The organism is Roseibium aestuarii (genome assembly GCF_008477545.1).
Lineage (GTDB): Bacteria > Pseudomonadota > Alphaproteobacteria > Rhizobiales > Stappiaceae > Roseibium > Roseibium aestuarii.
Map to the genome: position 1 here is coordinate 65,489 of NZ_VORA01000003.1, position 19,611 is coordinate 85,099.

Below are 19,611 nucleotides of genomic sequence, written 5' to 3' on the forward strand. Positions count from 1 at the left end.
CTCAAAGGTGAGCGGAGGTGCGGGACTGCATGGTGCCCGACATGTCGAACACGGTCTCCTGCTCGACCAGCTCGCGGAAGGCGGCCAGCGAAACCGGCGGGCTCCAGAGATAGCCCTGTCCGATGTTGGCGCCCCATGTGCCGAGATAACGCCGCTCCATCTCCGTCTCGATGCCCTCGGCCACCGTCTTCATGTTGAGCTGCCGGGCCATGAGCAGGATCACCTGCACCAGGTTGCGCCGCTCCTCGTCCTCATCGATCCGGGTTACGAAGGAGCGGTCGATTTTCAGCGTGTCGAAAGGCAGGGATGTGAGCGTCCCGAGATTGGAGAACCCGGTTCCGAAATCGTCAATGGCAAACGAGACGCCCTCGTCCTTGAGGGGCATCATCTGCTGGCGGATCTGCTGCGGCGAGGCGCCCAGTGCGGATTCCGTGATTTCCAGTTCCACCCGCTCCAGCGGGAAGTTGCTTTCCCCCAGCACGCCGAGTGTGCGGTCGGTGAAGAAATCCGCCTGGAACTGGACCGGCGAGACGTTGATCGCAATCGTCAGGTCATGACCGCTCCGGCGCATGTCCCGCATGTCCGACAGCGAGCGTTGCAGCACGAATTCGCCGATCGCCGGCATCAGGCCGCATTCTTCCGCCAGTGGCACGAAGCGGAAGGGGGAGACCTGACCGAGTTCCGGATTGTTCCAGCGCAGCAAGGCCTCAGAGCCGATGATGCGGCCGGTCGTCATGTGGACCTTCGGTTGGTAGACCACCGAGAACTCGTTCTGGGCAAGGGCATCGCGCAGGTGATGCTCGATCCGCTCGCGCTCTTCCGCCGCCTTGCGGATCTGCACGTTGAAGAAGGAACAGCGGTCGCGACCAGACTGCTTGGCAGAGAACATCGCCATATCCGCGCACCGCAGGATATCGTCGGACGTGGCCGCCTGATCGGGATAGATGCAGACCCCGATCGAGGCGCGGACCTTGAAGAGATGATTGTCGACCCGGAAGGGCTGGCGCAACCCTCGCAGAATCTCCTCGGCGAGCACGTGCAACACGTCCTGATCCGTGACCCCCGGGATGAGGATCATGAACTCGTCGCCCGACCAGCGCGACAGCACCGGCGTGGTCTCCAGCCCGTCGTCCACCATCTTCTGGGTCAGGGCCGAGAGACGCTCCGCCACCAGCAGCAGCAGCCGATCCCCAACCTCATGGCCATGCATATCGTTGATCGCCTTGAAGCGATCCAGATCGATGAGGAAGAGGCCGCCGCTGGCGCCCTTCTCCTGATCGATGCGCTTGGTGAGGATATTGCCGAACTTGAGCCGGTTGGGCAGGCAGGTCACGTGATCGACATTCGCCATGTATTCGATCCGCTGGATCGTCGCCCTCAGCCGTTGCGCCATGGTGGAGAAGGCGACCTGAAGCTCGCGCACCTCCCCGGTGCCTTGCGGGGTCAGCGAGGTATCAAGGAACCCTTGCGCCGCTTCATTCGCGGCCTGGGTCACCCGGCTGATACCGCGTGTCGACCGATGCAGGAGATAGGCGCACAGCGGAAGGGACACGAGCACGAAAAGCCCGGTCGTCAGCAGGGTCTGCCGCAGCAGGGCGGCATTTGCGGCCGCGGCCTGCTCCTGCCGCATGGCAAGAAAGATGACCCCGTCGACACGGCCGCTGTTCACGACTGGTGAATAGAGCGCCAGACGGATGCCACGCTTCTGAATGATTTCCCGTCCGGTGCGCAAGACCTCCCGCACCGATGCCGAACTGATCGGAGGCCGCGCCAGTTCGTCCAGAAAGGTGGTTCCATTCGCATCGAAGATGTCGACGCCGGTCACGTTGAGTTCGTGACGCATGGCGTCTGCCAGTCGACGCACCTCCCGATGGTCCGAATTGCCGATCGCCACGGCTCCGAGAGTGGCCAGCATGTTGGCATGGCTACCCGCCATCTGAAGGAACTGCTGATCCGCGCGCTCGGACTGTGCCTGATGATAGACGTAGCCGCTGAGTCCCGCGAAGGCAAAGAGAAGGGCGGTGATGTAAAGCGCCGAACGGATGAAGACCCGACCCAGGACGGACCGAACCGACTGGAAGAAAATCCTAGCGTCTCTCATGATTCGATACGGTTCCGAACTGGCGCAAATGACGCGTGACACAGCCAGGGGCCGGGCGACCGAACCCTTCGAAGAACCCTACGTTTTCCGGGTATACATTTCACTAACCCGAAGTAATTTCATGTAAACTCTAATACATATGACAAATTGAACATTGTAATTAATACCTATAATCCAATCCGCCCCATTACCTCCCTCTCGGTCACCCCGCTGCTTCGCAGGTCACGCAGGCTGGCCGACGCCAGGGACTTGGAAAGCTTGCGTCCCTCGTCATCGAGGATCAGCCGGTGATGCCGATAGCGCAGCTCCGGGAGACCAAGCAGCACCTGCAGGAGCCGGTGGACGGAGGTGGCGTGATAGAGGTCCTGCCCGCGCAGCACATCCGTGACGCCCTGCTCCGCATCGTCCACCACCACCGACAGGTGATAGCTGGTCGGACAGTCCTTCCGGCCCAGAACAACATCGCCCCACGCTGCCGGTTCAGCAGGGATCCGTCGCCCCTCCATCCAGCGCGCGGGATCCTCGCCCTCGCCCAACTCCGCCGGTCCTTCCCACCAGTCCGGCATGGCCCCGAGCCGCGCAAGCGCCTTGCCCATGTCGAGACGGATGGCAAACGGCATGTCGGACGCTTCCCGGCGACGGATCTCGTCGGCCTCCAGCACCGTTCGGTCCCCGGGATAAAGCGGCGCGCCGTCCGGATCCCGGGGCCAGACCAGGCCCTCGGCTTCCCGGTCCGCAATGAACCGCTTGATCTCGCCCCGCGTCAGATAGGAGCGATAGGTCAGTCCGTCCCGCTCGAGCCGCTCAAGTGCCGCACGGTAGACGTCGAACCGTTCAGACTGGCGCAGGACCGGTCCGCTGAACCGCGCCCCGATCCAGGTCAGATCCTCCAGCATTTCCTGCTCGAGGGCAGGTGTACAGCGGGTCTGGTCGATGTTCTCGATCCGCAGGAGACAGGTGCCACCGGTCCGCTCCGCCGCCCGGCAGTTCAGAAGCGCGGACAGCGCATGGCCCAGATGCAGATGCCCATTGGGGGACGGCGCAAAACGGAAGATCGGAGACGATGTCGACAAGGGACCCAAAACCTGCTGAAGACCATTGCGGGTAGGCAGATGCTGCGATCCGTCCTATCACCTTGACCGGCGTGTGCAAGACCCGCCAACCCGGCACGGCCCGTTGCCGACCGCCCTTCCGCCCCTTTGACAGGCCCCGCATGACACCGATCGAGACCCTGGACGACATCGCCCGAGACCTCCGCGCCCTCATCGAGCTTCACCCTGCCCTGCATCCGGTGGCGGATCAGGCCGGGCCGCTCGCCCTGCGCCGCCGTCCGTCCGACTTTGCCGGGCTGGTTCAGGTCATCGTCGGCCAGCAGGTCAGCGTCGCCAGCGCCGCTGCGATCTTCGGCCGCCTTCAGACGCAGGTCGCGCCCCTGACGCCGGAGACACTCCAGGCCGCAGGCGATGAAACCCTGCTCGCGCTCGGCCTGTCCCGCTCCAAACTGGTCACCATTCGCGGACTGGCCGAGGCCTGCCTCGACCATCTGGACCTGACCGATCTGGCCCGCGCCACCGCCGACGACGCGCGAACCCGGCTCTGCGCGCTCAAGGGCATCGGCCCGTGGACGGCAGATGTCTATCTGCTCTTCTGCGCAGGCCACCCGGACATCTTCCCCTCCGGCGACCTGGCCCTGCAGGTGGCCGTCGCCAAGGCCCTCTCCCTCGGCGACCGCATGCCTGCGAAGGATCTCGACGTCCTCGCGCGGAACTGGGCGCCCTTCCGCTCCACGGCCGCCCGCCTCTTCTGGGGCTGGTACAAGGGCTTCCGCAACGGGCGGGAAAGCCTTCCTCTCTGACCCGCTCTCAGCCCCTGAGAAGAGCACATGCCAGAGTTACGCTGCGGCATGGAATTGCTTCATTCCCTGATTGGCGACAACCGGGATTTTTATCGCGCCTGATGCCGACAATCGGGGAAAACGGCCATTTTCCGCTTCCGCCAACCCGCCCTTTCGCTCAGAAACGGTGCAGCAACAGACGCTAAAGAGAGCCGATCCACCGTGCAGTATCCGGACAAAACCGACCTTCAGATCCTGAGAAAGCTGCAGGACAACGGCCGCCTGTCCAATGCGGATCTGGCACAGGAGCTCGGGCTGAGCGCAGCCACGTGCCATCGGCGCACCCAGAAGCTGATGAGCACCGGCCATCTCAAGGATGTGCGCGGCATCGTCGATCCGCAGAAGGTCGATCTCGGCACGCTGGTGATCATCGGCATCGTTCTGGACAGCTCGGCACAGGAGAACCTCGACCGTTTTGAAGCCGCCGCGCGGGACATTCCGGGCCTCGTCGACTGCCACTTCGTCGCCGGCGACATGGATTATTTCCTGAAGCTGCGGGTGAAGGACATGGCCGAATTCGAGAGCCTGCACGGCAAGCGCCTGTCGGTGCTGCCGGGTGTCCGCCTGACCCGCACCTTCTTCGTCCTCCGCGAAGTTCTCGACAACGGCCCCCTCTCCTTCTGACAGTCAGACCTTGTGAAGGGCCTCGATACTGACCGGCTGAGTGCCGGTGTCAGACCATCGCGCGCGCCACCAGACCGTCGACCGCCCGCAGCAGAAGCTCCAGATCCTGCGGCCGGGACAGGCGGTGGTCCCCGTCTGGCACCAGGGTCACGGTCACGTCATCCAGCGGCAGGCGCTCCACCAGCCGCATCGCATGGGTCCAGGGCACATCCGGGTCCTGCTGCCCTTGCAGGATATGCAAGGGACAGCCCGGGGCGATCTCGCCGCCGAGCAGCAGGTGATCTCGCCCGTCCTCGATGAGCTTGCGGGTGATGACATATGGATCATCTCCATAGGCCGAGGGCTGCGCCCAGCGCCCTTGGGTCTCAATCGCCGTGCGGATCTCGTCGCTGAAGCGCTGCTTCCACATGAGTTCCTCGGTGAAATCCACTGCCGGTGCGATCAGCACCAGCCCCCCGAGCTGCGCCTTGCGACGGGCCAGCGCCAGCAGCAGCGCGATCCATCCGCCCATCGACGACCCGACGATCACCGTCGGCCTCTGACAGAACCGATCGAAGACCGTCAGTGCATCGGCCAGCCAGTCCGACACGCAGAGATCCTCGAACGTCCCCCCCGAGGCCCCGTGGCCGCGATAATCGAAGCGAGTGCAGGCGAGCCCCTGCGCCGCCGCATGGGCGTCGAGCGCCACCGCCTTGGAGCCGGACATGTCCGACTTGAAGCCCGACAGCCAGAAAAGCCCGGGCCGATCCGCCATCCCGGCAGCAGAAGGACGGTGCAGCACCGCGATCTTTTCCTCAGTCCCGGCGGGTGCCGGGGCGGCGATGAATTGCGGTTGCGGGTCGGACATATTATGGCTCAGCTCGACAGGGGTTTTCACGGACCCGATGTGACACAGCCCGCGCCGAAAAAGAAGGCCCCGATCCATGCCGATCCTTTCCCCCTCTGCTCCGGCGCGCAAGCCCGTCATCCTTCAGGTCATTCCCGACCTGGTGACCGGCGGGGCAGAACGGACCACGGTGGACATGGCCCGCGCCATCGTTGAGGCCGGCGGAACGGCTCTGGTGGTCAGCCAGGGCGGCCCCATGGTGGCGGAGCTGGAGGCGGCCGGCGCGCGTCACATCACCCTGCCGGTGAAATCCAAGAACCCGTTCACCCTCTGGGCCAATCGCAACCGGCTCCGGGCGCTGATCCGGGCCAAGGGTGTTGATCTGGTCCACGCCCGCTCCCGTGCCCCGGCGTGGTCGTCGCTCTGGGCCGCGCGGGCCGAAGGCAAGCCCTTCGTCACCACCTATCACGGCATCTACAATCAGTCGTCCTGGTTCAAGGCCTTCTACAATTCCGTCATGGCGCGCGGGGACCGGGTGATCGCCAACTCCCGCTACACCGCGTCCCTGATCGCCGAACGCCATCCCTTTGCCCGCGACCGCCTGCGTGTGATCCACCGCGGCTCCGACCTGGCCGCCCTGCACCCGGCAGCCGTGGACCCTGAGCGGATCGCGGCTCTTGCCAACGAATGGGGGATCGCCCTGCCCGGCACGCCCGGTCGCGCGCCCATTTTGCTCAACCTCGCCAGGCTCACCGCCTGGAAGGGGCAGAAGGTGCTGATCGATGCAGCCGCGCGCCTCGCAGCCTCCGGACAGGGCAATATCACGGTCATCCTGGCAGGCGATGCCCAGGGCCGGGTGGAGTATCAGCGGGAACTGACGGAGCGCATTGCCGCTCACGGCCTCAGTGACCGCATCCGCCTTGTCGGGCACTGTGCCGATGTGCCCGCGGCCCTGGCTCTGGCAGATCTCGCGATTGTCGCCTCCGTCGAGCCGGAAGCCTTCGGCCGCGCCGCCGTGGAGGCGCAGGCGGCCTGCGTGCCTGTCATCGTGTCCGATCTGGGGGCCGTGCCCGAAACCGTGCTCGCCCCACCGCAGGTCAGCGCGGATGCCCGCACCGGCTGGCGGGTGCCTCCTGCCGATGCGGCCGCGCTCGCAGCTGCCATTGCCAACGCCCTCAGCCTGTCGCCTGAAGCGAGAACGGCCGTCTGCGACCGCGCGCTCGACCATGTCCGCCAGCATTTCTCGGTCGAAGCCATGTGCGCGGCAACGCTTGCGGTCTACCGCGAGCTTCTGGACACGAAAGGACCCGGACAGTCCTGAGGACCACCCGGGCCGGATCGCTGGTTTTCCCCTGACGGATCAGGCCGCCCGGATCGTCGCGAGGAACTTCTCCACCTCGACCCGCATCGTCTCCGCCTGGGACGACAGATCCTGCGCCGCCGACATCACCTGACCGGAGGCACTGCTGGTCTGCACTGCCCCACCGTTCACACTCTGGATGGAGCGGGTCACCTCGCCAATACCCGTGGCTGCCTCCGACACGTTGCGCGCGACGGCCTCGGTGGTAGCGCCCTGCTCTTCCATGGCGGCGGCGATGGCGGCGGAGGCGTTTTCCAGATCCTTTATGACCTTCCCGATATCCTCTACCGAACTTACCGCCGTGCGCGTCTCGTCCTGAATGTCGCGGACAAGACCGGCAATGCTTTCAGTGGCTTTGGCCGTTTCAGTCGCCAATGCCTTCACTTCACCTGCGACAACGGCAAAGCCCTTGCCGGCTTCGCCCACACGGGCGGATTCGATCGTCGCGTTGAGGGCCAGCAGATTGGTCTGTTCCGCAATCTCTGAAATGATCGAGATGACGTCGCCGATGCGGTTGGCCATGTCGGCCAGCTTGTGGATCTGGTTCCCGGTCTGCTGCACGGCCTCCGCCGCTTTTTGGGATGACGCGGAAGCATTGCGGACCTGACGGCCGATCTCACTGATGGAAGACGACATTTCCTCCGCCGCCGAGGCGACCATCTGGACATTGACGGAGGTCTGCTCGGAGGCAGCTGCCACACTTTCGGCCTCCGTGCTTGTAGCAGTGGAGACCTGGGAGAGCGACCGCGCAGTCTCGTTCAGAGCGCCCGACGAGCTGGAAAGGCTTCCCATGATACGCCCGACGCTCTGGTCGAAGGAATTCGCCAGCGACTGCATCATCACGCGCTTTTCCTCACGCGCCTGGATCTCGCGGGCCTTCTGCTCCTCTTCCAGCTCACGAGTCCGCAGACCGGTCTCCCGGAACACCTCGAGCGCCCGCGCCATCTGGCCGATCTCGCTGCCGGTTTCCTTGTGCGGCACGTCCAGCGTGAACTCACCCTCGGTCAGCCGTTTCATCACCTCGATCATCCGGTTCAGCGGAACCGTGATGCTGCGGCCGATCAGGACACCCAGTCCGAGACAGACGACCAGGCTGACGCCGCCCGCCCCGAGGAAGATATCCCGGGACCAGCTCCGCACGGCTTCCAGTGAACGCGCCGCATGCTGCGCGCCGGCCGTCGCCGCCTCATTGATCCGCTGGAAGGAGGGTGACAGCTCGGCAAAGAGCTCGGAGACCCTGGCGATCTCGCCGTCCAGACCAAGCTTGCCATCCGCATAGGCGCGCGCGCCTTTCTGGTAGACATCCATCAGCCCCGAGATTTCCGCCTTCTGCGCATCGGGCAGACCCGAGGCTGCCAGAAGCGGGTCGAATTCGGCACGCCGCGCGTCGATGCGGTCGATGTATTTGAGATCGTTGCGCAGCATGAAGTCCTTCTCGTGCCGGCGCATCATCAGCATCTTGATCGTCAACCCATCCAAATTGGCGGCTTCGAGCTGCTTCTCCACATTATGGACCGCCGCGCGAAGCTGTCCCTGAAGTCCCTCTTCCTCGGTGAGACCAAGTTCGCGCATGGCGCCAACCACCCGTTCGAACTGGGCAGCGACGGCGGAGAGACCGTTGCTCAGGACATCCACATCGGCGCGGATGTCTTCAGAAGCCGGCAACGCCTGCATGGCAGAGAGTGTTTCCTGTGCAGCTGCGACGGCGGTCATGTAGTCGGTGACGTATTTCTCGTCGCGACGCAGCAGGAAGTCCTTCTCCCTTCGCCGCATCTCGAGGGCCGCGACCCTCAGTTCTGCGGCACGGACATCAAGAGCCGCATAGCCGGATTGCTCCAGCCCCGCGCTCTGAAGCGCCCTGTCGGTGTAGAAGAAGACCCCCATCAGCAAGGCGATGGCCAGGGCGGCAAGAAGAGAAAGGGCGCCGATACGCAAGGGGATCGGCACCCCGGACATGAGTTTCTGGGGGGTCACGGGTCACTCGCTGCACAGTGTTGATCACGGGTGTTCCAGTTTTTTCGGAACTTGTGCGTGAGTATTACCCGTAGCAGGTGAATATAATCTTAGTTTCGCGCAATAACATCTGCGTCATGCGGCAAGCGGAAAGCTCTCTTCAACCACGTAAGGCCCGCCGCCGATGCTGGAGCGGGAGGAGTAGAGCACGAAACGCCCTGCCGTGAATGTCGGCGCATGGAAGCTGCCCCGCTCGGTGAGCCAGCGGGCCACCTCCTCGTTGGTGGAGGTCTTGCACCGGGCCACCGTCACATGCGGCATGTACTTGCGCCGCTCGGGCGGAAGATGCAGCCGCTGCAGGATACGTTCCTGCTCGGCCTGCAGCTCGGCAAGCGCCGGGCTTGGCGCCACCCGCGCCCACACCGCATGGGGCCTGCCATTGCCGAAGGACCCAAGCCCGCTCAGCTCGATGCGCACCGGATCGCGGCGAATCCGGTCAAGCGCATCCACCACCTCGTCCGCCGTGCGGTCGTCGATGTCGCCGATGAAGCGCAGGGTGATGTGGTAATTCTCGGGATCGATCCAGCGCGCGCCCTTCAGGCCGCCCCGGAGCATGGACAGGAACAGTCCGGTTTCGGCCGGAATCTCAAGTCCCGTAAAAAGTCGCGGCATGGGTCTTCCCTCCGCAGATACCGATGACCTGATCGGAATCCAAATCCGCATCCTGCGCAAGCCTTTTTCACAAGGCCTTGGAAAACAAGATCTTGCCCATTTCGCACTGCAGCAGGAGCGGTCCGGAGGCAGCCTGCGCCGCCTCCGTGATTCTCTCGGATCGCCTCAGCGGCAGATCTGTCAGGGGCAGGGGTTGCCGGTGAGCTGGTGGATCTCGTCGATCCGCGCCAGCACGTCATCAGAGAGCTTGAGCTCGGAAGCCGCGATGTCGGTTTCCAGCTGCTCGATCTTCGTCGCCCCGATGATGACGGAGGTCATGAAGGACCGGCTTTCGGCAAAGGCGAGCGCCATCTGCGCCGGATCGAGACCCGCATCCTCGGCCAGCTTGAAATAGGCCTCGAAGGCCGCGTCCGCACCCGGAACCTCATAACGCTGCAGCCGGTCGAACAGGGTCTTGCGCGCTCCCGCCGGCAGGGCGCCATTGCGGTACTTGCCGGTCAGATAGCCCTGGGCCAAAGCCGAATAGGCCAGCAGCCCGACATCCTCGCGCAATGCGACCTCGGCCAGATTGACCTCGAAGGTCCGGTTGACCAGCGAATAGGCATTCTGGATGGAGACCACGCGCGGCACGCCGCGCATCTCGGCTTCCTTCACGAAAGTCATGGTGCCCCAGGCGCTCTCGTTCGACAGGCCGATGTGACGCACCTTGCCGCTCTTCACCAGCCGGTCCATCACGTCGAGGGTTTCGCCGATGGAGACTTCGTCCGCCGCCGGCTCCACGTCCTTCCAGCGGGTCGGGTTGGAACCGAAGCCCGGCGTGTTCCGGTCCGGCCAGTGGATCTGATAGAGATCGATATAGTCGGTCTGAAGGTTCTTCAGGGACTGCTCGACCGCTTCCTCGATGTTGCGGGCGTCGAGCTTCGGATGGGAGCCATCCTTGCGGAACCAGTCCATCTCGGTCCGGCCCACGACCTTGGTGGCCAGCACCACCTTGTCGCGGTTGCCGCGCGCCTTGAACCAGCTGCCGATGATCCGCTCCGTGCGGCCCTGCGTCTCGCGCTTGGGCGGGATCGCGTAAAGCTCGGCGGTATCGAAGAAGTTGATGCCCTTGTCGATGGCGAAATCCATCTGGGCGTGGCCTTCGGCCTCGGAATTCTGCTCGCCCCAGGTCATGGTGCCAAGGCACTGGGAGCTCACCTTGATGTCGGTGCGGCCAAGACGACGGTAATCCATCAGGAGATCCTTTTGGCTTCAAGAAGTCGGATTGTCGAAACGAAAGCAGGCCCGGTCAGTGCGCCGCGGCCCGCTCGAGGAGGGATTCGACGAGTGGTAGCATGGCCTCGACGATCACGGAAACCCCTTCTCCGGTGGGATGCATCCCGTCCGGCAGGTTGAGCGCGGGATCGAGCGCGACCCCCTCCAGGAAGAAGGGATAGAACAGGGCGCCTTCCTGTCGCGCGATCTCGCCGAAGATCGGATCATAGGCAGCCGCATAGTCCTCGCCGAGATTGCGCTGTGCCTGCATGCCGGCCACCAGCACCTCCATGCCCTTGGCCTTGAGCTGCTGCACGATAGCCTGGAGATTGGCCCGGGTGGTCTCCGGCGGCAGGCCGCGCAACATGTCGTTGGCCCCCAGTTCCACTATCACCGCATCGCCCCCCTCGCCAACGGACCAGTCGAGACGGGAGAGACCGCCCGAGGTCGTATCGCCGGAAACACTGGCATTGACCACGCTCACATCATGGCCCCGCGCCCTGAGCGCGCGCTCCAGCTGGGCGGGATAGGCCTCGTCCGGGGCAAGCTGATAGCCTGCCGTGAGACTGTCGCCGAAGACGATCAGCTTGAGCGTCTCCGCCCGCGCCGGGCTCGCCAGAACCAGACCGAAGGCAAGGACAGCAACCGCTCTTGAGAGAATTTGATACATTTTCGTTCCCGACAGGCTCTGGATCACGAGGGTCTCAGCCCCATATGGTCGCTGAATGTAGACAGGCAAGTGTAGCGCAGGCCAGTGCCGTTTCTGCACCGGATGCCGACACCAGCTGCGGAGAGCGCGAAGCCCCATGACAGATCAGCCGGCCATCCACCTCAAGGACGTGCACCTGAGCCTCGGACAGGGGGCCGGACGGGTCCACATCCTCAAGGGCGTCGACCTGGAGATTGCCCGCGGAACGGCCGTCGGCCTGGTCGGCCCATCCGGGTCGGGAAAGTCCACGCTGCTTATGGTCATGGCCGGGCTGGAGCGCGCCGACAAGGGCACGATCCGGGTCGCGGGGCAAGATCTCCAGCCCCTCAACGAGGATGCGCTGGCCCGGTTCCGCGGCCGCAACATAGGCATCGTCTTCCAATCCTTCCATCTCATCCCCAACATGACCGCGCTCGAAAACGTGGCCGTGCCCCTGGAACTCGCCGGACATCCGGCGGCCTTCGCCAAGGCCCGCAAGGAGCTGGAAGCCGTCGGCCTCGCCCATCGCCTCGATCACTACCCCTCCCAGATGTCCGGCGGCGAACAGCAGCGCGTGGCCGTTGCCCGCGCCCTCGTGGTCGAGCCGGAAATCCTGATCGCCGACGAACCGACCGGCAATCTCGACGAAAGCACCGGCCGGCAAATCATCGAGCTGATGTTTGCCGCCCAGCGCGAGCGCGGCATGACCCTCGTGATCGTGACCCACGACCTGTCGCTCGCCCGCCAGTGCGACCGGGTGATCCGCGTGCGATCCGGCGAGATCGACGAGGAAGCCCCTGCCGACGCTTCTGCGGAGCCCGTTGCATGAGCGCCTTTGCCCCAAGTGCCAGCACCGGTCTGGGCCTCGCCTTTCGCTTTGCCTGGCGCGAGCTGCGCGGCGGCCTGCGCGGTTTCTACATCTTCCTCGCCTGCATTGCCCTTGGCGTGGCCGCCATCACCGGCGTCACCTCCCTGTCGCGCGCCCTGACCGAAGGCATCTCCGCCGAAGGGCAGACGATCCTCGGCGGCGACATGTCCTTCTCCCTGATGCATCGCCAGGCGGACGATGCCGAGCGCGCCTATCTCGCCGGTCTCGGCACGGTGTCGGAAAGCGCCACCATGCGCGCCATGGCCCGCCTGACCGACGGCAGTGACCAGATGCTGGTCGAACTCAAGGCGGTGGATGACCTTTATCCGCTCTATGGCGCGATGGAGCTCTCCGACGGGCAGACGCTGCAAGACGCGCTGGCCCCGGACACAGACGGCACCTTCGGCGCGGTGGCGGATGCCACCCTGCTCGGCCGACTGGGCCTGTCCCCCGGCGACCGTCTCTCCCTCGGCAAGACCCAGGTGATCATCCGCGCCGCAATTGCCCACGAACCGGACAAGCTGGAGGGCGGCTTCGAACTTGGGCCCCGCCTGATGATCTCGCGCGAGGCGCTGCCCGCAACCGGCCTGATCCAGCCGGGCAGTCTCGCCCAGTGGCACTACAAGCTGCGCCTCGCCACGCCCGTCTCGGAAACCGGGCTCAAGACGCTGATCGAACAGGCTCGCGAAGACCAGCCCGATGCCGGATGGCGGATCCGCTCCCGCGCCAATGCGGCCCCCGGCCTTCAGCGCAGCATCGACCGTTTCGCGCAGTTCCTCTCCCTTGTCGGCCTCACCGCACTGGTCGTCGGCGGCGTGGGTGTGGCCAATGCCATCCGCGCCTTCCTCGACACAAAGCGCGAGGTGATCGCCAGCCTGAAGTGCCTCGGCGCCAGCGGCGACTTTGCCTTCAAGGTCTATCTGATCCAGATCCTCGCCCTGGCCGCCATTGGCATCGGCATCGGTCTGGCCGTCGGCGCCAGCCTGCCCTTCATCGTCGATGCCGCCCTGCAGGGCCTTCTGCCGATCCGGCTGGTGGCCGCCGTCTATCCGTCCGAGCTGGCCCTCGGCGTCCTCTTCGGCCTGCTGACGGCCCTCGCCTTCGCGCTCTGGCCGCTCGGACGTGCCCACGACATTCCGCCGACGGCCCTGTTCCGGGACGCGGGCTACGGACCCGCCCGCATGCCCCGGGCGCGGTACCGCATCGCGACGCTGCTCACGGTCGCCCTGCTGACCGCGATCGCCATCGCCCTGTCCTATGACACGCGCATGGCCGTGATCTATGTGGTTGCCGCAGCGGCCGCCCTGCTGCTGCTGACGCTCATTTCCCGGGCGATCATGCGCCTGGCCCGCGCCGTGCCGCCGGTCTCACGTGCCTGGTTGCGGCTCGCCATCGGCAACATCCATCGCCCCGGCGCGCTGACCCCCTCGGTGGTCCTCTCGCTCGGGCTGGGCCTCACCCTGCTGGCCGCCCTCGCCCTGATCGACGGCAACCTGCGCCGGGAACTCACCTCCACCATTGCCGATCAGGCCCCGAGTTTCTTCTTCATCGACATCCAGAGCCACGAGCGTGACGCCTTCGAGGCCCTGCTGCGGCAGCAGGCACCCACCGCGACCGTGGAAAGCGTTCCCATGCTGCGCGGCCGGATCACCTCGCTGAAGGGCATTCCCGCCCGCGAGTTCGACACCTCCGGCGGCTCCGGCTGGGTGCTGCGCGGGGACCGGGGCATCACCTATGCGCAGACGCTGCCCGAGAACTCCCGCCTGATCCAGGGCGAGTGGTGGCCGCAGGACTATTCGGGCCCGCCGCAGGTCTCCTTCGTCGAGGAGGCCATGCAGGATCTCGGCCTGAAGATCGGCGACGAGCTGACCGTCAACGTGCTGGGCCGGGAGATCACCGCGACCATCACCAGCAGCCGCGAGGTGGAGTGGCGATCGCTGGCCATCAACTTCATCATGGTCTTCTCCCCCAACACCTTTGCCGGCGCCCCGCACGCCCACCTCATGACGCTGGGATGGGACGACCCGGTGGACGATGCGACCGAACTCGCCCTCCTGCGCGAGGTCGCGAGCGCCTTTCCCACCGTCACCACCGTGCGCGTGAAGGACGCCATCGGACAGGTCAACGATCTGGTCGGCCAGCTTGCGCTTGCCATTCGGGGCGCTTCGGCCATCACCCTGATCGCGAGCGTCCTCGTCCTTGCCGGCGCGCTCGCGGCCGGACATCGCAACCGCATCCACGATGCTGTCGTTCTGAAGACCCTCGGCGCCACCCGCGGCTGGCTCATTCTCGCCTATGCGGCCGAATATGCGCTGATCGGTCTGGCGACCGCCATCTTCGCGCTTCTGGCGGGCTCCGTCGCCGCCTGGTTCGTGCTGACCCAGGTGATGGGCGGGACCTTCACGCTCCTGCCCGCAACGGCCGCGACCGCCATCGGCCTCGCGCTGGTGTTCACCGTCGGCTTCGGCCTCATCGGCACCTGGCGCATTCTGGGCGAAAAGCCGGTCAAGGTGCTTCGAGACCTGTAAAGGTCTGGTCACGCCCCGGACCGGAAAGGATGAATGAAAGATGAACCGCCGGATCGGTGTCGGAACACTTTGTCGCAGGACGCGGAAATAACGAAGACGTCATGCAAAACAAGGGCGCAAGCCCTTGTGAGCGGCCACCGGAATGTCCATATTGGTTCTCAGGATTACGTCGGGCGGTTTCCGCCCAGTCTCTAGAAACGAGGAAACTGGAATGTCGACCCTCAACCGAAACCCGGGCTCTACGTATTCGGTGGCCGGCACCCGCGCTGACGCGGCGATCGATCAGGGCCTCCGCGCCTACATGCTGGGCGTCTACAACTACATGACGTTCGGCCTGGCCCTCACCGGCCTCTTCGCCGTCGGCGCCTTCCTTCTGGCGACCACCCAGAACCCGGATCAGGCTGTTGCCCAGCTCGGCAACGGCACCCTGATCACCTCCTTCGGCGCCGCTCTTTATGGCTCCCAGCTCAAGTGGGTTGTCATGCTGGCCCCGCTTGGCATGGTGTTCTTCCTCTCCGCCCGCATCCACGCCATGAGCGGCTCCACCGCGCGCACCATGTTCATGGTCTATGCGGCGCTGATGGGCCTGTCCCTGTCGTCGATCTTCCTGGTCTATACCGGCAACTCGATCGCCCGCGTCTTCTTCATCACGGCCGCCTCCTTCGGTGGTCTGAGCCTCTATGGCTACACCACGAAGAAGAGCCTGTCCGGCCTCGGCTCGTTCCTGATGATGGGCCTGATCGGCATCGTGATCGCGTCGCTGGTCAACATCTTCCTGGCCTCTTCGGCCATGCAGTTCGCCATCTCCGTGATCGGCGTCCTGGTGTTCGCCGGCCTCACCGCCTACGACACCCAGCAGATCAAGGAAATGTACTACCACGCCGATGGCGAGGAAGTGGCGATGAAGAAGTCCATCATGGGCGCCCTGCGTCTGTACCTGGACTTCATCAACCTCTTCGTCATGCTGCTGCAGCTCTTCGGCAACCGCGACTAAGCGCGAGCCAGAGACGAACGAGAAAAGCCCGGCCTTCGCGCCGGGCTTTTTTATAGGAGATTTCAATCGGGGGAACGACCATGCTCAAGGGACGGTGTGATTGCGGTAAGGTCAGTTTCGAGGTGCCGTCGGTCGAACCGAACGTCACCCTGTGCCATTGCAGCCAGTGCCGCCGCATGAGCGGCCACATCTGGGCCTCCACGCGCGCGCCATGGGACGCGGTGACCTTCACCTGCGACGGCGGTCTCGCCTGGTATGAATCCTCGAGCTGGGCTCAACGTGGATTTTGCCGCCACTGCGGCTCCAGCCTGTTTTATCGCCGGCATGAAGTGGATCACGTGGCCATAGCGGCCGGCTGCCTTGAGGCACCGACCGGGATGAGCGCGACAAGGCACATCTTCCTGAAGGACAAGGGCGACTACTACGACGTCACCGACAATCTGGAAAAATTCGAGAGATACTGACCTCACTCACACCAGCCGCAAGTGCTTCTTCTTTTCCAGCACCTTGAGAACCTGCGGCAGCTCGTGGCCACGCTTCAGCACCATGCCGCCCGCGGCGACAACGCTGTAGGCGCCCTGCCGGCGGGCCAGCTTGGGGTCCTTCTCGATCCGATAGAGCGGCATCTCGGACGTGCGGCGGAAGACGGAAAACACCGCCTTCTCCTTCAACAGATCGATGGCATAGTCCCGCCACTCGCCGTCCGCCACCATGCGCCCGTAAAGCCGCAGGATCGCATCCAGCTCCCGCCGATTGAAACTGACGGCCGGGCGCGCGGGCGGAGAGCCGGAGCCTGACGAGATCCCCGTGGCAGCTCCTCCGGTCGCCGCGGCGGCCGTTGGGATCGGGGCAACCGCGGCGGGTTCCGCACCGTCCCGGTTCAGGGGCACTGACGATCCGTTGTCCGTGTCGCTCATTCGGCCTCCTTGCCTGCAGGAGCCAGACCTCGGGTCGGGAGGATGGGATCCAGCCCACTCGCCGACGCCCGGCATCACCGGGGAAGTTTGTCACCTAACGAACCGCCAGCGCAACCCCGTTCCCGGTTTCAGCGCATGGCCCCGGCAACAGGCTTCGTCACGAACCCCTGCAGAGACAGATATCTTCCGCCTTTCCCTGCGGCAGAGCCAAGGCAAGTCTCGGCAAAAAAATCAAGATTTCGCCGCAATGCAGTCAATCACCAGCCATTTTGGCTGACCATATTACCTTCATACCCTGATGGCCCTACCGTCTGACTTCGGAACGCACTAGCCCCCCAGCCCCCCGAAGTTGGAACCGGACCAGGATGACAGTACGTGAGTATGCATCAGGGCAACTGAAGGGCCGGCTCTTGCCGGCCCTTTTCATATCCGGCGCTCCGCGCGCTCACCGGACACCGGTTCGAGCCTTTCCCGGTCGCCCAGCCTCCCGACAAACGTCTTGTTCACGCCCGGACCGCCTGTGTATCCTCGCAGGATGATCCGCGAGCCCACCAGCCTCCGCCGCGCGACCCTCGACGATTGCGCCGATCTGGCCGAGATCCACGCACAAGCCTGGACGCTCGCCTATCAGGGCGTGTTGCAAGGGGTGGAGCTGCGCCGCCTCATCGCCCGGCGGACGGATGCCTGGTGGCAAGGCGCCTTGCGCCGGGGCGTTGAGATCATGGTGCTCGACGTGCTCGGCAAGCCAGCCGGCTACGCGACCTTTGGCAGCTGCCGCCTGAGCGACTTCCCCCAGGCCGGCGAGATCTACGAGCTCTACATGCGCCCCGACCATCAGGGTCTGGGCTTCGGCCGCAGCCTCTTTGCTGCCGTGCGCAAGGATCTGGCCGCCCGCGGGCGGCCCACCCTGGCCGTTCAGGTGCTGGGGCAAAACAGCGCGGCGCGCGGGTTCTATCAGGCCATCGGCGGCACCTTGGCCGCAACCTCCACCTATCGCAGCGCCGGCCAGACCCTGGATCTGGCGATCTACACCTGGCCGCCGCTCTCGACCCGCGCCTAGAAGACGGCGCCTAGCGGGCGAGCACGCCTGGGCGTCCGATCACCCGCGGCATCTGGTTGCAATCATGAGAGCCCGCAAGATCATCCGCCGCCTGACGGGCCAGCGCATTGGCATTCCCGTTGGCCCGGGCATCCACATAGGCCACATGACAGGTGACGCCCGCCCCCAGTTGCGTGACGACCAGAACCTCGTCGGGCCGTCCGCCATCCGGCGCATCGAGGAACCACCGCAGGATCGTCGCGAAGGGCACCCCGCCACGCAGACGCCACTCCAGGGTCTCGTTGATGGTGTTGAAGTTGGGGAAGGTCTGAACCGCGGCGATCTCGTCTCCCGCCTGAGGTCCGAAGGACACGAACATGCGCAGATCCCCTTCCGCCACGCGCACCGGGATGTCTTGGTACCCCGGACAGATCCAGCTGCCGCCGTCGGTCCCCTCCTCAGAGGGGGGCGAGGCAACGGCGCAGGCCTCCAGCCGGATCTTGCTGTAGGCGCTTTCGACCTCTCCCGCCAGGCCGCGATCCGCGCTCATGGAAAGAGCCAGGGGCAGGACAAGCGTCAGGGCAAGGAGAAACGCCCGGGGAAACGTTGCGGCAAAGCTCTTCATGATCCTCAGGTCCTTCCGGATGCTTCCTGCGCAAAGCAACCGCTGGCGACACTCGCGCGCAGCAACGTTCATCGTAAAGTTGCATCGCAACAATAAAGGCTTGCACTTGGTCAATCGGCCTGCAATAGACCCACGGACAGCCAACAGGAGTCAAGCAGCATGCGTATTGATGCGGTGCCGATCGGCAAGAACCCGCCCGAGGACATCAACGTCATCATCGAAGTGTCCATCGGCGGTGAGCCGATCAAGTATGAAATGGACAAGGAAGCCGGCGCCATGTACGTGGACCGTTTCCTCTACACCCCCATGCGCTATCCGGGTAACTACGGCTTCGTTCCGCACACCCTGTGCGGCGATGGCGACCCCATCGACGTGGTCGTCGTCAACCAGCGGCCGATCATCCCGGGCGCGATCATGAGCTGCCGTCCGATCGGCGTTCTGCTGATGGAAGACGAGAGCGGCCAGGACGAGAAGATCCTCGCGGTTCCGACCCACAAGCTCACCAAGCGCTATGACAACGTCAACGACGTGTCCGATCTGCCGGAAATCACCATCGCGCAGGTCAAGCACTTCTTCGAGCACTACAAGGATCTGGAACCCGGCAAGTGGGTGAAGGTGACCGGCGTCGAAGGCGTCGAGAAGGCCAAGCAGCTGATCATCGAATCCATCGAGCGGGCCAAGAACGCCGGCTGACACGCCGCGATCTTTCCGAACGACTTGCGCGAGGCCGCGGCTGGGTCAGTCCCCCACCGCGGCCTCGATGCGTTCCATGTCCGCATCCGAGAGGCCGAAGTGGTGGCCGATCTCGTGGATCAGCACATGAGCGACGATTTCCCCGAGGCTCTCGTCATTGGCGGCCCAGTAGTCGAGGATCGCCCGGCGGAACAGCCAGATCCGGTTGGGCATCTGGCCGGTGACCATGGACGCCGCCTCCTCCGTGAAGGGGCTGCCCTCGAATAGGCCGAGCAGTTCGAACGGATCCTCGATCCCCATTTCATCCAGGATTTCATCCGGCGCATAGTCCGCAAGCGAGATCTGCAGATTGCCGCAACGGGTCAGGAATTCGCCCGGCAGCTGCGCCAGGGTCTCGCTGGCCAGCTCCTCGAAGGCGTCGAGATCGGGGGCGCGCCGCGTCGCCCAATCATTTGACCGCGGAGGATGAATGGAGGCCATGCAAAACTGTCCAAGATGTTCGGGCAGCAGACCCCGTGTCCGCGCCGCCTGTCCGCTCCGTCCCGCAGCAAGGGGACCAGAGCCTGTGACCGTCT

At 64.8% G+C, this 19,611-nt stretch carries 19 protein-coding genes; 9 read left to right on the forward strand and 10 right to left on the reverse strand.

The genetic code is table 11. From position 1 onward, the window contains the following. Position 1: 1 nt before the first annotated feature. Both FR728_RS13160 and gluQRS read right to left on the reverse strand, forming a co-directional pair. Positions 2-2,101 carry a putative bifunctional diguanylate cyclase/phosphodiesterase gene (locus FR728_RS13160; protein WP_149893188.1) on the reverse strand — a complete coding sequence of 700 codons (2,100 nt, stop codon included), beginning with the start codon at positions 2,099-2,101 and terminating at the stop codon, positions 2-4. A 167-nt stretch (positions 2,102-2,268) separates the two neighbouring features. Beyond that, complete coding sequence (gene gluQRS, locus FR728_RS13165; protein ID WP_149893189.1) at positions 2,269-3,174, reverse strand: tRNA glutamyl-Q(34) synthetase GluQRS; 906 nt, start codon at positions 3,172-3,174, stop codon at positions 2,269-2,271. A 140-nt stretch (positions 3,175-3,314) separates the two neighbouring features. On the opposite strand from gluQRS, the gene FR728_RS13170 reads away from it, so the two are divergent. Beyond that, complete coding sequence (locus FR728_RS13170) at positions 3,315-3,956, forward strand: DNA-3-methyladenine glycosylase family protein (protein WP_149893190.1); 642 nt, start codon at positions 3,315-3,317, stop codon at positions 3,954-3,956. Between the two features lie 201 nt (positions 3,957-4,157). After that, the gene (locus FR728_RS13175; RefSeq protein ID WP_149893191.1) at positions 4,158-4,619 is read left to right on the forward strand and encodes an Lrp/AsnC family transcriptional regulator; all 462 of its coding nucleotides are present in this window, start codon (positions 4,158-4,160) and stop codon (positions 4,617-4,619) included. Between the two features lie 49 nt (positions 4,620-4,668). Here the strand turns inward: FR728_RS13175 and FR728_RS13180 are convergent, their stop codons facing one another. Further along, positions 4,669-5,466, reverse strand: coding sequence for an alpha/beta hydrolase (locus FR728_RS13180; RefSeq protein WP_149893192.1), 798 nt, complete (start codon positions 5,464-5,466; stop codon positions 4,669-4,671). 76 nt (positions 5,467-5,542) lie between these two features. Here FR728_RS13180 and FR728_RS13185 point away from each other — a divergent pair, with 76 nt between their 5' ends. Further along, the gene (locus FR728_RS13185; RefSeq protein WP_149893193.1) at positions 5,543-6,766 is read left to right on the forward strand and encodes a glycosyltransferase family 4 protein; all 1,224 of its coding nucleotides are present in this window, start codon (positions 5,543-5,545) and stop codon (positions 6,764-6,766) included. 39 nt (positions 6,767-6,805) lie between these two features. On the opposite strand, the gene FR728_RS13190 is transcribed toward FR728_RS13185, so the two are convergent. From FR728_RS13190 to FR728_RS13205, 4 genes are all read right to left on the reverse strand, one after another. Further along, a complete protein-coding gene (locus tag FR728_RS13190; RefSeq protein WP_149893194.1) occupies positions 6,806-8,779 on the reverse strand; it encodes a methyl-accepting chemotaxis protein in 1,974 nt (657 codons plus the stop codon). Between the two features lie 114 nt (positions 8,780-8,893). Further along, positions 8,894-9,430 (reverse strand): RNA 2',3'-cyclic phosphodiesterase, encoded by a 537-nt coding sequence (thpR, locus tag FR728_RS13195; protein WP_149893195.1) that lies wholly within the window; start codon positions 9,428-9,430, stop codon positions 8,894-8,896. Between the two features lie 180 nt (positions 9,431-9,610). Beyond that, a complete protein-coding gene (locus FR728_RS13200) occupies positions 9,611-10,663 on the reverse strand; it encodes an aldo/keto reductase (RefSeq protein ID WP_149893196.1) in 1,053 nt (350 codons plus the stop codon). Positions 10,664-10,718: 55 nt separating this feature from the next. Continuing rightward, entirely contained in the window at positions 10,719-11,354 is a 636-nt protein-coding gene (locus FR728_RS13205) for an arylesterase (RefSeq protein ID WP_149893197.1), read from the reverse strand. Positions 11,355-11,490: 136 nt separating this feature from the next. Between FR728_RS13205 and FR728_RS13210 the strand changes: the two genes are divergently transcribed. The 4 genes from FR728_RS13210 (at position 11,491) to FR728_RS13225 (ending at position 16,226) form a co-directional block, all read left to right on the forward strand. Further along, positions 11,491-12,201 (forward strand): ABC transporter ATP-binding protein, encoded by a 711-nt coding sequence (locus FR728_RS13210; protein WP_149893198.1) that lies wholly within the window; start codon positions 11,491-11,493, stop codon positions 12,199-12,201. After that, positions 12,198-14,768 (forward strand): ABC transporter permease, encoded by a 2,571-nt coding sequence (locus FR728_RS13215; RefSeq protein ID WP_149893199.1) that lies wholly within the window; start codon positions 12,198-12,200, stop codon positions 14,766-14,768. Before FR728_RS13210 ends, FR728_RS13215 begins: the two co-directional genes overlap by 4 nt. A gap of 211 nt (positions 14,769-14,979) precedes the next feature. Further along, the gene (locus tag FR728_RS13220) at positions 14,980-15,762 is read left to right on the forward strand and encodes a Bax inhibitor-1/YccA family protein (protein ID WP_149893200.1); all 783 of its coding nucleotides are present in this window, start codon (positions 14,980-14,982) and stop codon (positions 15,760-15,762) included. A gap of 80 nt (positions 15,763-15,842) precedes the next feature. Further along, a complete protein-coding gene (locus FR728_RS13225; protein WP_149893201.1) occupies positions 15,843-16,226 on the forward strand; it encodes a GFA family protein in 384 nt (127 codons plus the stop codon). A 6-nt stretch (positions 16,227-16,232) separates the two neighbouring features. Here the strand turns inward: FR728_RS13225 and FR728_RS13230 are convergent, their stop codons facing one another. Continuing rightward, positions 16,233-16,679, reverse strand: coding sequence for a DUF2794 domain-containing protein (locus FR728_RS13230; protein ID WP_149893202.1), 447 nt, complete (start codon positions 16,677-16,679; stop codon positions 16,233-16,235). A gap of 520 nt (positions 16,680-17,199) precedes the next feature. On the opposite strand from FR728_RS13230, the gene FR728_RS13235 reads away from it, so the two are divergent. Further along, positions 17,200-17,739, forward strand: coding sequence for a GNAT family N-acetyltransferase (locus FR728_RS13235; protein WP_244304628.1), 540 nt, complete (start codon positions 17,200-17,202; stop codon positions 17,737-17,739). A 10-nt stretch (positions 17,740-17,749) separates the two neighbouring features. On the opposite strand, the gene FR728_RS13240 is transcribed toward FR728_RS13235, so the two are convergent. Then, positions 17,750-18,343 (reverse strand): hypothetical protein, encoded by a 594-nt coding sequence (locus FR728_RS13240; RefSeq protein ID WP_188318903.1) that lies wholly within the window; start codon positions 18,341-18,343, stop codon positions 17,750-17,752. Positions 18,344-18,502: 159 nt separating this feature from the next. Here FR728_RS13240 and ppa point away from each other — a divergent pair, with 159 nt between their 5' ends. Then, on the forward strand, positions 18,503-19,036 hold the full coding sequence (gene ppa / locus FR728_RS13245; protein ID WP_149893203.1) for an inorganic diphosphatase: 534 nt from the start codon (positions 18,503-18,505) through the stop codon (positions 19,034-19,036). Positions 19,037-19,081: 45 nt separating this feature from the next. On the opposite strand, the gene FR728_RS13250 is transcribed toward ppa, so the two are convergent. Next, positions 19,082-19,516, reverse strand: a complete 435-nt coding sequence (locus FR728_RS13250; RefSeq protein WP_149893204.1) for a metallopeptidase family protein — start codon at positions 19,514-19,516, stop codon at positions 19,082-19,084. Positions 19,517-19,611 lie beyond the last annotated feature (95 nt).